This window comes from Spiroplasma sp. NBRC 100390 (assembly GCF_001886495.1).
GTDB lineage: Bacteria > Bacillota_I > Bacilli_A > Mycoplasmatales > Mycoplasmataceae > Spiroplasma.
Genome location: NZ_CP018022.1, coordinates 1,024,463 through 1,039,473 on the forward strand (window position 1 = coordinate 1,024,463; position 15,011 = coordinate 1,039,473).

Consider the following 15,011-nt stretch of genomic DNA (forward strand, 5'->3'; position numbering starts at 1 on the left):
TCCTTGGAATTATTGTCACTAGGATCTATCTCAACAGTTAATTGTTTAAACTCAGTTCATTGTTTTTAAGATTGGATAACGTCGATTCATAAATCGTTTATTCAACACAAAAGCAACAATAAACATTACTAATAACCCTAAAAAGCTAATTAAATAGTCACCAATATTAACCGTTCCTGAAACATAAGATAACATATTATAGACAATTTGATAACGAATTAAACTGATAACCATCGCCCCAATTGGAATTGAAATTACTCAACTAATTAAAATAATTGGTAAATAAATTAAAAACATTCGGTTAAAGATTCAAAGATCAGAGTATCCTAACGCTTTAAAACTATTTAAAACTTTTAAATTGTCTTTTAAAATAATATTAGTAATAATAAAGATTTGGAAAATACAAGCAATAATTGATGCAACAAGAATTAATAAATAAATTAAGAACAAAATAATTTGTAAATTAACTGTTTGTTGCAATAATATTTTTAAATTTTGAGTTCCATTGTAAATTGGTGACGGTTGATATTGGGAAGGATCAGGTAAAACATTATAATTATTATTTTTTTCATAAACCCCAATATAATGATATGTTTCATTTTGAACTAACGATGAATATAATGTTGTTAACCATTTTGGTGTTAAATGTTGATTATTATACCGATTAATTAGAAACATATTTTTCATCCCATTATCAAACTGATCAGTAACAACATAGAAAGTAACGGCTTTATCGTTAAAATTACTTACTAAAATATCACCAATATTAATTCCATTTAAAAACTGATACGCTTTGTTAATAATAATTGGATATAGTTGAACACGGTACTTAGTTGGGTCTCAACTTGGGTCCTTACTATGGAACCAGTTTTTACTTTGAATTAGTTTTTTCATTTCATTAACTTGTAAAATAGCGTAATTAACTTTTGAACTAAAACGATCAGTTTGGGCTGCTCGTAATAAACTATCTGGATCACCGCTTTGATCAAAACTTGTTATTTTATTAAAGAATCAACTAATATCTGTTTTCTTTTCAACATTTGGATAAAATAAATTAGTATTATTTTTATAATCATAAAACTCAATGGCATTACCTGATAAAGATTTTAGCTTTTCACCACTAATAAAATTACGATAAAAAGTTGGAATTGATAAATCAATTGTTGACCCACTATTTTCCGTTTGATAACTTGTTAAGAATTGTTCTAGATTATGATAGTTAATTGCTTCTTGAGCATAAAGACTTTGTGTATCAGCAAAAATTTCGGATTGATATGGTCCATAAATAATTGGTTGATAACCTATTGTAATAATTCCATCTTCATGACTTAACTCGTTAATAAAATACTCATAAACTGACCCTTGAATAAACTTTGTAATTTGATCATAATATTTTGTATTTTTACAATTTTGTAAATATCATTCATAGGAATTAGCTTTAAACCATAAATGTTTTAAAGAAGGAATCACAGCACTACCACCAACAAATGGCCCACACACAGGTGGTGATGTTCCAACACTAGCATATTTTTTTAAAACCATTTCTTGGGTAAAAACTCTTTGTTGCGGGTTTAACAAAAGATAACCCGAGACATTAGGGTCTTTAACCGTCGTTGGATTCTCATACACCAAGTAATCGTATGGTGGTGTTTGATTAGCAGTATAATTATAGTTTGTATCATAACGATAAACATATTTTCAATTTGTATCTGCTTTTAAATTAAGATTAATTTGACTAAAATTAATAATAGTTGTTAAACCAGTAAATAGCATTGCTCCTGTCAAAGTTGTTACAACAATCGTTAATAATAATTTTCATTTTGCATCTAAGGCAAATTTAAGACTAATCTTATATTTAAAATTTAAATGTAAAAAATTAATTTTTGGAATGTGTGTTTTCACCACTTTTGGTTTCAACAAGACTAAGGTTGGCCGTGACACTTCAATAATGATAAATAAAAAAGCATAAGCACAAACAACTAAACTCGGAAATAAATATGTTCCAACAATTAGTCACCAAGGTGGAATCGAAATATAAGTAGTAAATTCTAAGAACCCTTGGTATGTAATATTTAAAATGAAAGCAAAAATCCAACTAGTTATTAGTGATAAAGAAGCAATCACAAACATTAGTAATAGGAAACAAGATAAAAGTAAAAAGGCAATTGTTCCTGTTCCATATCCTTGGGCTTTTAAATTTCCAATAATGCCACGGTTAACAAATAACAATTTATTTACAATCATACTAATCATAATAAACGATGAAATTACCAATAATAATGAAATCGCAACTAAAATTGACCAAATAATTTCCTCTTTATTTGTAATCAATTCTTTCATATGATTTAATGGGCTATAAGTCCCCGTCGAATATGAAAAATTAGCATTATCATAAACATTTGCCATATCACTTCAACTATTTTTTGTTGTTAAAAAATTATTGTTTCATTGGTCTTTTACAAGCGCGGCATTAATTGTTACCCCGCTACTCATAATCCGCGCCGCTGCTGCCATATTCTGTTGTAAACGATCATATTCATCACCACGAATTCATAAGTACGGATTATAAATAAATGATGATTCATTTGAAGCACTATTAACATAAGCATTAGTTCCAAATCCAACAACGCGATATTTAAACCCATAAATTGTAAAAAGATCACCAATTTTAATTTTATTATGCGAAGCATAAGAATTATTAATAATAATTGGGGGATAATCACTTGCTGCATCATAATTTAAAAAAGTTTGATAGTCACCCTTAACCATAATTGGGGTTGTTCAATAATATGGCCGATCACTTTGAATATAAAAGTTTTCTGCTTTAAAAATATCATAAACTTGCATTGTTTCATTCATAATTGCCCGATCAGCAACCGAACCAATAATTACCGAATTTAATAACCGTAATTCTAACTGATAAATCCGCGCTTGATTTTGCGCAAAATTTTGATAAGCATTAGTAAAAACATTAGTATCAGTCGCTAAATGTGGATTATCCGGAGAACTAACAAAGGGAATTAACCCATCACGATTGGTTAAATATCCTAGTAGTTCAACATAGTCGGCTTGACTTAAAAAATAATCACTACTAGGTAAAATATTACTCGTAAAATTTAAAACAACATTCCCCGTTGCTTTTAGTTGCTCAACAAAATAAGGATTCGAACTATTTGACGCAAGTCATTTCCCGTTATATGCGGGATCTTGTGTTGAATCTAAATAAATTTGATAACTATCATTTGTTCCTCTTAATGAAAAATAAGAACTCTCTGCTTTAGTAACATCAATGGTTTGATTAGGATTAATATAATTAATATTATTTAATCCATATGATAAATTTTTATTATTTGAAGCAATTTTTAATTGCTCACTAAATCGAAAAGAAATATTGGTATTATATAAGTTTTTCCCAATCACAGCTAATTGACTAGTACTTAAATCATTTGACATAATCATTCCCCCAAAAAGAGTAATGACAACACCTAACATTAAAAACAATCCCAAAACCTGCAAACTATTCTTGGTAAAACTTAATCAAAAATTCTTGAATAAATGTCTTATCATTAGTTTTCATCTCCATATAATTTAATCATAATACATTATTGTTTATTTTTCAAAGTTATATTTTGGATTTTTTGCTAATTTTTGTAACGCGTCTCGCGCTGCTAATTGTTCTGCTTCTTTATGCGTATAACCATGGCCTTCCCCATAACGAATTCCATCAATTTCTGCTATCACAGTATATAATACTCGATTGCCCTCTAATGGTGGTGATTCTTTTACTAACTTATATTCTAATGTTCGCACATCACCAGCTTGTAAAAATTCTTGTAACTCAGTTTTATAATCTCGAATTTGATCAAAAAAACCCGGATTGGAAACCATTTTAATTAAAGTTTGATCAATAAAAGCACGAACTGTTTCTTCTCCTAAATCAAGGTACAATGCTGCTAACATTGATTCATAAATATCTGCTAAAATTCGATTTTTTTCGTACCCTTTTGTTTTAATCTCTCCTTTCCCTAACAACAAAAAAGGAGCTCAGTTCATTTGACGGACTAATTCTGCTAATGTCCCTTCACGAACTACTTTACTACGTAAATTAGTAATTTCTCCCTCATTTTTGTCAGGAAAAGTTAAAAATAGATATAATGAAATTTCTTTTGCTAAAATAGCATCACCCAAAAATTCCATGCGTTGATAAGTATAATTTAAATTATTTTCATTAGCATAAGAATTATGTGTTAACGCTTCTAAATAATATTTTTTTTCTTTAATTCGAATATTATATTGTTTAAAAAAATCTTTTAATTCAGCAAATAATTGCTCGGGTTTTTTATTTATAAACTGCATCGTAAAATTAATCCTCCTTTAGCAATTTTACTGTCATTTTTTGGACAAAGTCATTAACAATTGCAGTACGCGCCATTTCTAATGTACTAATTCATGATTTCTCATCACTGCTACCATGCGTTTTAATGGCAATTGCCTTTAATCCTAGAACTAACGCTGAAGCATTATTTCGATAATCAAATGTTTCGCGAACACCGCGGAATGCTTTACGAAGCGATAATGCTTTTAATTTACGATAAAGATTTTTAGTTAATTCGTGTTTAATAACGCCCATTAAGTTTTTTGCCATTCCTTCTAAGGTTTTTAAAGTAATGTTACCCGTAAAACCATCCGTTACAATAATATCAACAAGATTACTTGTAATATCTCGTGGTTCAATATTTCCTTTAAAGTTAACTTTATTATTTTCTGCTAACAATTTATAAGCTTCCTTATGATAATCTTTCCCTTTTGATGCCTCTTCTCCAATATTTAAAATAGCAACTGTTGGCGCTGGATTATTCATAATTGCTTGCGCATAAACACTAGCCATAATGGCAAAATTAACAAGATCCTGTGCATCATTTTCCAAATTAGCCCCCACATCTAACATTAAAACTGATTTTCCTTTTTTAATGGTTGGAATAAAGGGCATAAAAGCTGGGCGAGAAATTCCAGGAATTTCACCAACAATAAAGTGACACGCCGCTAAGAAAGCTGCAGTTGACCCACCCGAAAGAAACGCATCTACTTTTTGATCACGTAATAATTCAGCAGCACGAACCATTGAACTACCTGGTTTACGACGAACTTCCATTAAACCTTCTGTCATTAAAATAACTTCCGTTGTTGCAACAATTTCATATCTTGTTGCATCTAATTTTGCTTTAGTTGCTGCCATTTGAATTTCACTTTCACTTCCAACTAGAACAAATGTAACATCTTGATATTTTTTCATAAAGATTTTTAAAGCCCCAATAATTGGATCAATTCCTAAATCGGTTCCCATCATATCAATCGCAATTTTACTCATAAACTAAATCTCCTAACTTACCTTTATTATAACAAATAATTAAATAGTTTTTTCTTTGAAAAGTTTGGGGAAATTAATAATTATTTTTTTGGTAAAACTTCAAGTAATTGTAACTTAATCTTTCCTTTACTATCAACTTCTAAAACTTTAACTTTAACAAAATCATTCAATTGCACAATATCTTCTGTTTTTTCAACCCGTTTTTCTGCTAATTTTGAAATATGAATTAAACCATCAACATTTTCTTTTAAATTAACAAAGGCCCCAAACTTTTCAATTTTAACAACAGGTCCTGTTATTTCAGTTCCAATTTCAACTGGCATCGCAATCGCTTTTATTAATTCATAAGCTTTTTCAATTGCAGGATAATCCTTATGATAAATTGTTACCTGTCCATCATCTTCAATGTCAATTTTAACATCATCGGCTTTTTCAATAATGGCTGTAATCATCTTACCACCAGGACCAATCACTTCTCGAATTTTATCAACTGGAATCATAAATGTTTTCATCTTCGGTGCCGTTGGTGCTAACTGTGTTCGTGGCACAGCAATCGTTGCTAAAACATTATCAAGAATTTGTAGGCGCGCTTTTTTTGCTGCTAATAACGCTTCTTGTAAAATTGCTTCATTAATACCCGCAATTTTAATATCCATTTGCAAGGCACAAATCCCTTTTGCTGTTCCTGCTACTTTAAAATCCATATCGCCAAGATGATCTTCCATCCCTTGAATATCAGTTAAAATAGTATAATTATCATCTTCTTTTACTAACCCCATTGCAATTCCTACCACTGGTGCTGTAATCGGAACCCCCGCCGCCATTAAAGCCAAGGTTGCCGCACAAATTGAAGCTTGCGAAGTACTACCATTTGATTCTAATACTTCTGAAACAATTCGAATTGTATATGGAAAGACCTTTTCACTAGGAATAATTTGTAACAATGCTTTTTCTCCTAAGGCCCCATGGCCAATTTCACGCCGCGATGGTGGCCCCATTCGTCCTGTTTCACCAACAGAAAAGGGGGGGAAATTATAATGGTGCATAAAGCGTTTGCCATCTTCATCAGTAATACCATCAATAATTTGATTTTCCCCTAAGGCCCCTAATGTCACAACCGACAAGACCTGTGTTTCACCCCGGGCAAATAAAGCACTCCCATGAACAACTGGTAAGACATCAATTTCACTAGTTAAAGGTCGAATTTCATCAAGATGGCGACCATCTAATCTTGTTTTATCAATTAAAATTTGACGACGAACTTCTTGACGAACAACAGCATGCAATGCTGTTTTTAATTCTGAAATAATTCGTTGCTGTTCTTTTTCGGTCATCTCCTTTGCAATAGGATAGTGTTCCAAGGCTTGTTCTGTTAAAACTTGAATTGTTTCATAACGGACAACTTTTTCCTTAATTTGTGCCGCAGCAATTAATTTTGTCGCATAATGTTCCTTAACATAATCAATAATTTCGCGACGAACAGTAAATAATGTGACATCCATTTTTGGTTGACCAACTTTAGCAATTATTTCATGTTGAAAGGCAACTAATTCAGCAATTACCTTATGCCCCCTTAAAATTGCTTCTAACATTATTGTTTCTGAAACTTCTTTCGCCCCAGCTTCTACCATATTAATTGCATCAGCAGTTCCTGCTACAATTAATTCCATTTGGCCAGTATTTAACTGTTCTAAGGTTGGATCAACAATAATATTCTGATTTTGATCAACTGTTAACAATGCTCCTGCTACTGGTCCAGCAAACGGAATTTTTGAAATTCCAAGTGCTAATGATGCCCCAAATAAACTAGCAATTCGAACATCACTATCGTTATCAACAGCTAAAACATTAATAACAATTTGGACTTCATTTCGAAAATTTTCTGAAAATAATGGTCGTAAAGCACGATCAATCACCCGTGCTGACAAGGTTCCATATTCTGATGGTTTCCCTTCTCGTTTTAAAAATCCCCCTGGGATTTTTCCAACCGAATATAATTTTTCTTGAAAAACAACTGTTAATGGAAAAAAATCAGTTTCACTAACCTTATTACTAACTGTTGCGGTTACTAAGACTACTGTTTCACCATAACGGATTAAAACAGCCCCACTTGCCTGTTTTGCTAATTGCCCATATTCAACAATCAACGGACGATTATTAATTATCTTTTTAAATACTTGTTTTGCCATCAAAACCCTTAATTCCTCTCTGTTATTTTAAACCTTTTTAATTTTATCACACATTATTTTGATATTTACGATATGATATAAATATAGCGAAAAAGTTGAGGAACCTAATATGAAACAGCACTCAGTTTATATTGATAATCAAACCTTTGAAACATTAAAAGAACAGGCCTACTTGTTAGATGTTCGAACTAATGTCGAATTTAAAACTTTGTCTCAAATACCAAATTCAACAAATGTTTATATCTTTGACTTATTACAACGCCCAAATTATTATTTACCAAATAAAGAACAACTAATCATTACCTTGTGCAACGGTGGTAACCGTAGTAGTGAAGCAGCATTAGAATTACGCCAGCTTGGTTATTCTAATGTTTATGTTTTAACAACTGGCATTTATGGTTATTATCGCTGAAAAGAACATAAAAAGAATAAATAAAAAGGATTTAAAATTAATTTTAAATCCTTTTTATTTACTATAAATCTTCATAGAAATTATCGGTAATTTGAAATGAACTAATATCTTTTAATTCTTGCAGTTTTGTTTTTTCCTCAGTAGATAGTTTAGTAGGAATTGCAACGATAACATTAACAATTAAATCACCACGTCTACTAGATGTTGGACTTTTAAAAAAACCATGGTTTGGAATACTAAAAACACTATTTGTTTTTGTGTTTGCTGGTAATTTTAAATGAACATCACCATCAAAAGTTGGCACTTTAATTTCAGCCCCCAATAATGCATCTAAATAAGAAACCGGTAAATCTAAGTGTAAATTATCATTAACTCGTTTAAAATATTTATTTGGTTTAACGGAAATTTCTAAATAAAGATCGCCACGAGGGCCACTATTTAAACCATAATTTCCTTTTTCCCGAATTCGTAATTGTTGGTTTTCATAAATTGATTTTGGTAGTTCAATTTCAACAACTTCTTTCCCACGATAATGACCTTGCCCTTTACATTTTGGACATTTACTTGTAACAACTTTTCCACGCCCCTTACAATCAGGACAAGGTTGTTGGGATTGAATTACTCCAAACAAACTACGTTGTTCAATATTGACATATCCATATCCATCACAAGTTGTACAAGTGTGAATATCTTTTTTCGGATCTTTTGCCCCTGTCCCATCACAGGCTTCACAAGTTTTATCAACATTCAAATCAAGTTTGACTGTTTTTCCAAACATTTGTTCCTTTAAAGTAACTGTAACACGTGCTGCAACATTTTCTCCTTTAATTGGTTGGTTACTAAATCCACGACGTTTCTTAGCACCACCACCAAAAAAGTTTTCAAAAATATCACCAAAACCACCAGAAAAAATATCTTCAAAATCACCACCACTACTAAAGCCTTGACTAAAGCCACCAAAACCACCAAAACTATTTGGATCATTTCCAGCATGGCCAAACTGATCATAGTTCCGACGTTTATTTGGATCAGATAATACTTCATAAGCTTCATTAACTTCTTTAAATTTTGCTTCAGCGTCTTTTTCTTTTGAAACATCCGGGTGGTATTTTTTTGCTAGTTGCCGAAATGCCCGCTTAATTTCATCATCGGTTGCATTTCGGTTTACACCTAGTACATCATAATAGTCTCGTTTCCCCATTTTACCATCTTCCTACTTTCCTTTTTAAAGAAAAGATAACTAAAATAATTTTAGTCATCATTATTGTTATTTATCTTTCTTTTCATCATCATCAGTAATTTCTGGTTCAGATTGTTCACCTTGGTGATCATTCATATATTTTGAAGCATCAGCCATTGCTTGTTCAAGCCCCGCCATTTTTGCTTCTAATCCGGCATAATCTTCTTTTTCTAATAACTCTTTAATTTCTTTAACCATTTCTTCAGATGTTTTTAATTGTTCAGCATCCATTTTATCTTTGTTTGTTTCTAATGCTTGACTAATTATCGCAACATATGATTCAGCTTTATTACGTAATTCAATGTTTTTTAATTTTTGTTCATCTTTATCTTTATTTTTTTCAGCTTCATCAACCATACGTTGAATTTCTTCATCGGTTAATCCACCACCATTAGTAATTGTAACAGATTGTTCTTTGTTTGTTTTTAAATCTTTTGCTGTTACTGACACAATTCCGTTAGCATCAATTGAGAACTTAACTTCAATTTGTGGCATTCCTTTTGGTGCGGGGTCAATTCCTGATAATTGGAAACGACCCAATGTTTTATTATCACCAGCCATTTTACGTTCTCCTTGTAAAACATGAATGTCAACCGCCGGTTGGTTATCAGCAGCAGTTGAAAACACTTGTGCTTTTGAAGTTGGAATTGTTGTATTTCGAGGGATTAACACAGTTGATACTCCTCCTAATGTTTCAATTCCTAATGATAATGGTGTTACATCTAATAATAAAACATCTTTTACATCACCCGCTAAAACTCCTCCTTGAATTGCTGCTCCAATTGCAACAACTTCATCAGGATTAATCGTACGGTTTGGTTCTTTTCCTAATTCACGTTTAATAACTTCTTGTACAGCTGGAATTCTTGTACTTCCACCAACTAATAATACTTGGTCTAGCTCACTAGCTTTTAATTTTGCATCAGTTAATGCTTTACGAACAGGTTCAACGGTACGGTCAACAAGGCTTTTTGTCATTTCGTCAAATTTTGCTCTTGTTAAAGTTAAATTTAAGTGTAATGGATTTCCATCACGAGCAGTAATAAAAGGTGCCGCAATTTCTGTTTGTAATTGTGAAGACAGATTTTTCTTTGCCTTTTCAGCTTCTTCTTTTAACCGTTGCATTGCCATTTTATCTGTTTTTAAATCAATGTTATTATCCTTTTTAAATTCTTCAACCATTCATTTAATGATAACATCATCAAAGTCATCCCCTCCTAAATGGTTATCACCAGCAGTTGATAAAACCTCAAAAGTTCCGTCAGCTAAATCTAAGATTGAAACGTCAAATGTTCCTCCTCCTAAGTCATAAACTAACACTTTTTGTTCTTTATCAACTTTATCAATTCCATAAGCTAACGCCGCTGCGGTTGGCTCGTTAATAATTCGTTCAACATCTAATCCCGCAATTTTTCCGGCATCTTTTGTTGCTTGGCGTTGCGCATCATTAAAATATGCTGGAACAGTAATAACTGCTTTTGATACTTTTTGCCCTAATTTTTTTTCAGCATAACTTTTTAAGTAACGTAAGATTTCTGCTGAAATTTGTTCCGGACTGTAATCTTTGCTATTAACATGAACTTTATCAGCTGTCCCCATCTTTCTTTTAATTGAACTAATTGTGTTTGGGTTAGTTACTGCTTGACGTTTCGCAGCATCTCCAACAATAATTTCATCATTTTTAAATGAAACAACCGATGGTGTTGTACGTTGCCCTTCTGGGTTTTCTAAAACTTTAAATTCGTTTCCTTCCATAACAGCAACACATGAATTTGTTGTTCCTAAATCAATTCCAATAATTTTTGACATAATATCTCTTTCCTTTCTCTCTCCAATATTGTTATTTTGCTACTTGCACTGATGCATGTCGTAAGACACGATCATGAATCATATATCCTTTTTGCATAATTTGAACAATGCATCCTGAATCAACATCATTTGATTCAACAATCTCAATTGCCGCATGGAGGTTAGAATTAAAACGTTCTCCCACTTTTGTCTCCATTGCTGTAATTCCTTCTTCTTCAAAAACCGTTTTAAACATACGGTGAATCATTTCAAATCCAGTTAAAAAGTTTTTGACCTCCGGTGTAACATTTGTAACTTGTAATGCTCGCTCAAAGTTATCTAATGTTGGCAATAATTTTTCTGCCATTCCTGCGGCACGATAAAGCTTAATATCTGCTACTTCAGCATGAATTCTTTTCTTTAAGTTTTCCCCATCGGCTAATGCTAATAACTTTTCTTCTCGTAATCGCATATTATCTTTTAATAATAAATCAATTTCTTGTTCTAAATCTTCAATAATAGCCAAGTTATTTGCCTCAACTGTTGGTGTTTCAGCTTCTGATGATGCTGAATCCGAGGTTGCCGCTTGAGTATTAGCTAATTCTTTCCGTAGTTTTTCAATTTTTTCTTTTAATTGGTTTGGTGAAGATTTGTCATTTTTTTCATTACTCATTAATCTCAACCTTTCTATCTTCTTTTTGATATGCTTCTCTAATGCGGTTTGCTAATCACTCTAATACTTCGTAGAGCTTATCATATTCCAAGCGCTTTGGTCCCACCAAAGCAATTCCCCCTTCTTGCATATCATCAACTTTATATGTTGTTGTTAATAATGCCATATCGTCATTATTAAATCCTGTTTCATTTCCAATTTGAATGGAAACCAAATCTTCATTTGGATTATCTTGTTGTTTTTTAAAATAATCAAACGGGGAAATTGTTTCAATAAAGCGAATGATTTGTTTAATTCGTTCTGGATTATTATACTCAGGATTTTGTAACATATATTGTAAACCATGAGTTGAATAACTTGGCTTAACAATGCTTGTTACAGCATTCGCAAATTGTTTTAAAATATATTCATAGTGTTTAACTTGTTGTTCTAACACTGGCCGAATAACATCAAACTTAGCAGTAATATCAGTTATTTTGGTGTTTTCTAACCGACTATTGAATAATTCAATTGAAATTTGTAAATCATTAATTGAACTATTGTCATCAATATTAAATAATTTGTTTTCAACATGGCCATTTGTTAAAACAAAGACAACAACAGCTTGGGTCGCAGAAATTGGCAATAACTCAATTTTCTTTAGCATCTCTTCTTTAAAATTTGGACCAACAACAACCGTTGTTAAATTTGTCATTTCACTTAAAATTTGACCTGTTTGATCAAGAATATCATTAATTGACATATTACGATCAACAAATAATGCTTCAATGCGGTCTTTAATATCATCAATATTTTTTTCATCCATTAGATTATCAACATAATAACGATATCCTCTTGTTGATGGAATTCGTCCCGATGAAGCATGTTCTTTTTCTAAAAAACCTTCTTTTTCTAAAATTGCACATTCATTCCGAATTGTGGCAGAAGAAGAATCTATTAAGGGTGAAGCCATAATAGCTTTACTTCCAACAGGCTGCGCTGTTTTTGTGTATTCTTCCACAATTACTTTTAAGATGTTTTCTTGTCGTTGGGTTAACATCACCAGCACCTCCTAATTCCAATTCTTATTTAAATTTGGCAATTAACACTAAATAGTGCTAACAATAATATTATAAATTATCATTCTTAGAATGCAAGTGCTAATTTAATTTTGTACTGTTTTTAATAACCATTTTGTTATTGGCAACATCAATCGTATATGATTTTCCTTCTTGAATTTCTTCAGAAATAATAGCATGTGCAATTAATGATTCAAGGTTCCGTTGAATATAACGTTTGATTGGTCGAGCACCAAATTCACGATCATATCCTTCATTTAAAATTTTTTCTAAAACAGCTTCTGAATAAGTAATACGAATATTTTTACTATTTTCAATTCGTTGCGTTAATTCCGATAATTCTTTTTCAATAATTTCTTTAATCACTTCTTTAGATAAAGCATTAAAGGTTACAACATTGTCAATTCGGTTTAAAAATTCTGGTTTAAATTTTTTAGCTAATTCTTTTTGAATTAATAAACCAACTCCCTCATTGTTTTCATTTAATAAATATTCCGACCCAATGTTTGAAGTCATAATAATAATTGTATTTTTAAAATCAACTGTTTTTCCTAGCGAATCAGTTAAACGACCATCTTCTAAAATCTGTAAAAGAATATTCAGGATATCGGGGTGGGCCTTTTCAATTTCATCAAATAAAACAATTGAATATGGATTACGACGAACAGCTTCTGTCAATTGTCCCCCTTGTTCATAACCAACATAACCTGGCGGCGCGCCAATTAACTTACTAACAGAATGCTTTTCCATATATTCTGACATATCTAATCGTACCATCTGTTTTTCTGAGTTAAACAAAACATAAGCTAAGCTACGAGCAACTTCAGTTTTTCCAACCCCAGTTGGACCCAAAAATAAGAAACTACCAATTGGTTTGTTGGGATCTTTAATACCACTACGACTACGAATAATTGCATCGGAAACTGCATCAATTGCCTCGTTTTGACCACGAACACGACGACATAAAATCTTATTTAAATTCATTAGTTTTGCTTTTTCGGTTTCAACTAAGCGGTCAACAGGAATTCCTGTTCATTTTCCAACAATTGCTGCAATTTCACGTTCAGTTACATCTTCTTTTAACAAGTGTGACTCAGAAGCACTTTTTTCTTGCTCATGTAATTGTTGTTCTAACTTTGGCAATAAGGCGTATTGAATTTCTCCCGCACGATTAAAATCACCGCGTAATTGAGTTTGTTCTAATTCTTTTTTTAATTGTTCAACTTCTGATTTTAAATTTTTTAATTTAGTAATACTTTCTTTTTCGGAATTTCACTGAATTTCTAATTTTTCTTGTTTTGCTTTTAATGGTTTTAATTCATTTGCAATATCAACTAACCGTTCATTAGAAGCTTTATCGGTTTCTTTTTGTAAAGCAGCTTTTTCAATTTCTAATTGAACAACACGGCGATTTAAATTATCTAACTCAGTTGGCACTGATGCAATTTCTGTTTTGATTGTTGCTGATGCCTCATCAATTAAGTCAATTGCTTTATCTGGCAAAAAACGATCAGTAATATAACGTGATGATAAATTAACAGCAGCTACTAAGGCATTATCATGAATTTTAACGCCATGAAAAGTTTCAAAGCGTTCTTTTAAGCCACGCAAAATTGAAATACTTTCATCAATTGTTGATTCAGCAACCATGACTTTTTGAAAACGACGTTCTAAAGCAGCATCTTTTTCAATATATAAACGATGTTCATCTAATGTTGTGGCACCAATACAATGTAACTCACCACGAGCTAACATTGGCTTTAGTAAATTACTAGCATCCATACTTCCTTGGGTTTTTCCAGCACCAATAATTAAATGTAATTCATCAATAAATAAAATAATATCACCATTTGATTCTTTTACTTTATTCATTACCGCTTTTAAACGTTCTTCAAATTCTCCTTGGAATTTAGCTCCCGCAATTAAGGCCCCCATATCTAATTCATAAATGGTTTTATTTTGTAAATTACTAGGGATATCACCTTTAACAATTCGTTGTGCTAATCCTTCAACAATCGCAGTTTTCCCAACTCCCGGTTCTCCAATTAAGACCGGATTATTTTTTGTTCTACGAGATAAAATTCGGACTACCCGGTTAATTTCGTCTTCACGTCCAATAATTGGATCTAATTTTCCAGCAATTGCTTCTTTATTAAGATTTTTAGTAAATTTTTCAAGAACCTTTGGATCTTTCCCTGGCTCATATTGTTGTGCAAATTCCATAAAGTACCCTCCTCTTTTAGCACTCTCACTCTTTGTCTGCTAATTTAATATTTATATCTT

At 31.7% G+C, this 15,011-nt stretch carries 10 protein-coding genes; 1 reads left to right on the forward strand and 9 read right to left on the reverse strand.

Annotated elements, in window-relative coordinates; genetic code table 4:
* Positions 1 to 45 precede the first annotated feature (45 nt).
* The 4 genes from S100390_RS04630 to S100390_RS04645 all read right to left on the reverse strand — a co-directional run bounded on the left by S100390_RS04630 (position 46) and on the right by S100390_RS04645 (position 7,557).
* A complete protein-coding gene (locus tag S100390_RS04630) occupies positions 46 to 3,453 on the reverse strand; it encodes an ABC transporter permease (RefSeq protein ID WP_231918040.1) in 3,408 nt (1,135 codons plus the stop codon).
* Positions 3,454 to 3,609: 156 nt separating this feature from the next.
* A complete protein-coding gene (gene rnc / locus S100390_RS04635; RefSeq protein WP_070407105.1) occupies positions 3,610 to 4,356 on the reverse strand; it encodes a ribonuclease III in 747 nt (248 codons plus the stop codon).
* A gap of 7 nt (positions 4,357 to 4,363) precedes the next feature.
* Positions 4,364 to 5,368, reverse strand: a complete 1,005-nt coding sequence (gene plsX / locus S100390_RS04640; RefSeq protein ID WP_070407106.1) for a phosphate acyltransferase PlsX — start codon at positions 5,366 to 5,368, stop codon at positions 4,364 to 4,366.
* Positions 5,369 to 5,448: 80 nt separating this feature from the next.
* Positions 5,449 to 7,557: a polyribonucleotide nucleotidyltransferase gene (locus S100390_RS04645; protein WP_070407107.1), complete on the reverse strand. Its 2,109-nt coding sequence runs from the start codon at positions 7,555 to 7,557 to the stop codon at positions 5,449 to 5,451.
* A 109-nt stretch (positions 7,558 to 7,666) separates the two neighbouring features.
* Between S100390_RS04645 and S100390_RS04650 the strand changes: the two genes are divergently transcribed.
* Positions 7,667 to 7,993, forward strand: coding sequence for a rhodanese-like domain-containing protein (locus tag S100390_RS04650; protein WP_070407108.1), 327 nt, complete (start codon positions 7,667 to 7,669; stop codon positions 7,991 to 7,993).
* 37 nt (positions 7,994 to 8,030) lie between these two features.
* Here the strand turns inward: S100390_RS04650 and dnaJ are convergent, their stop codons facing one another.
* The 5 genes from dnaJ to S100390_RS04675 form a co-directional block, all read right to left on the reverse strand.
* Entirely contained in the window at positions 8,031 to 9,170 is a 1,140-nt protein-coding gene (gene dnaJ / locus S100390_RS04655) for a molecular chaperone DnaJ (RefSeq protein WP_070407109.1), read from the reverse strand.
* Positions 9,171 to 9,236: 66 nt separating this feature from the next.
* Positions 9,237 to 11,018 (reverse strand): molecular chaperone DnaK, encoded by a 1,782-nt coding sequence (dnaK, locus tag S100390_RS04660; protein ID WP_070407110.1) that lies wholly within the window; start codon positions 11,016 to 11,018, stop codon positions 9,237 to 9,239.
* Positions 11,019 to 11,049: 31 nt separating this feature from the next.
* On the reverse strand, positions 11,050 to 11,670 hold the full coding sequence (locus S100390_RS04665) for a nucleotide exchange factor GrpE (protein ID WP_070407111.1): 621 nt from the start codon (positions 11,668 to 11,670) through the stop codon (positions 11,050 to 11,052).
* Entirely contained in the window at positions 11,663 to 12,709 is a 1,047-nt protein-coding gene (gene hrcA, locus S100390_RS04670; RefSeq protein ID WP_070407112.1) for a heat-inducible transcriptional repressor HrcA, read from the reverse strand. Before hrcA ends, S100390_RS04665 begins: the two co-directional genes overlap by 8 nt.
* Positions 12,710 to 12,809: 100 nt before the next feature.
* Positions 12,810 to 14,951, reverse strand: a complete 2,142-nt coding sequence (locus S100390_RS04675) for an ATP-dependent Clp protease ATP-binding subunit (RefSeq protein ID WP_070407113.1) — start codon at positions 14,949 to 14,951, stop codon at positions 12,810 to 12,812.
* Positions 14,952 to 15,011 lie beyond the last annotated feature (60 nt).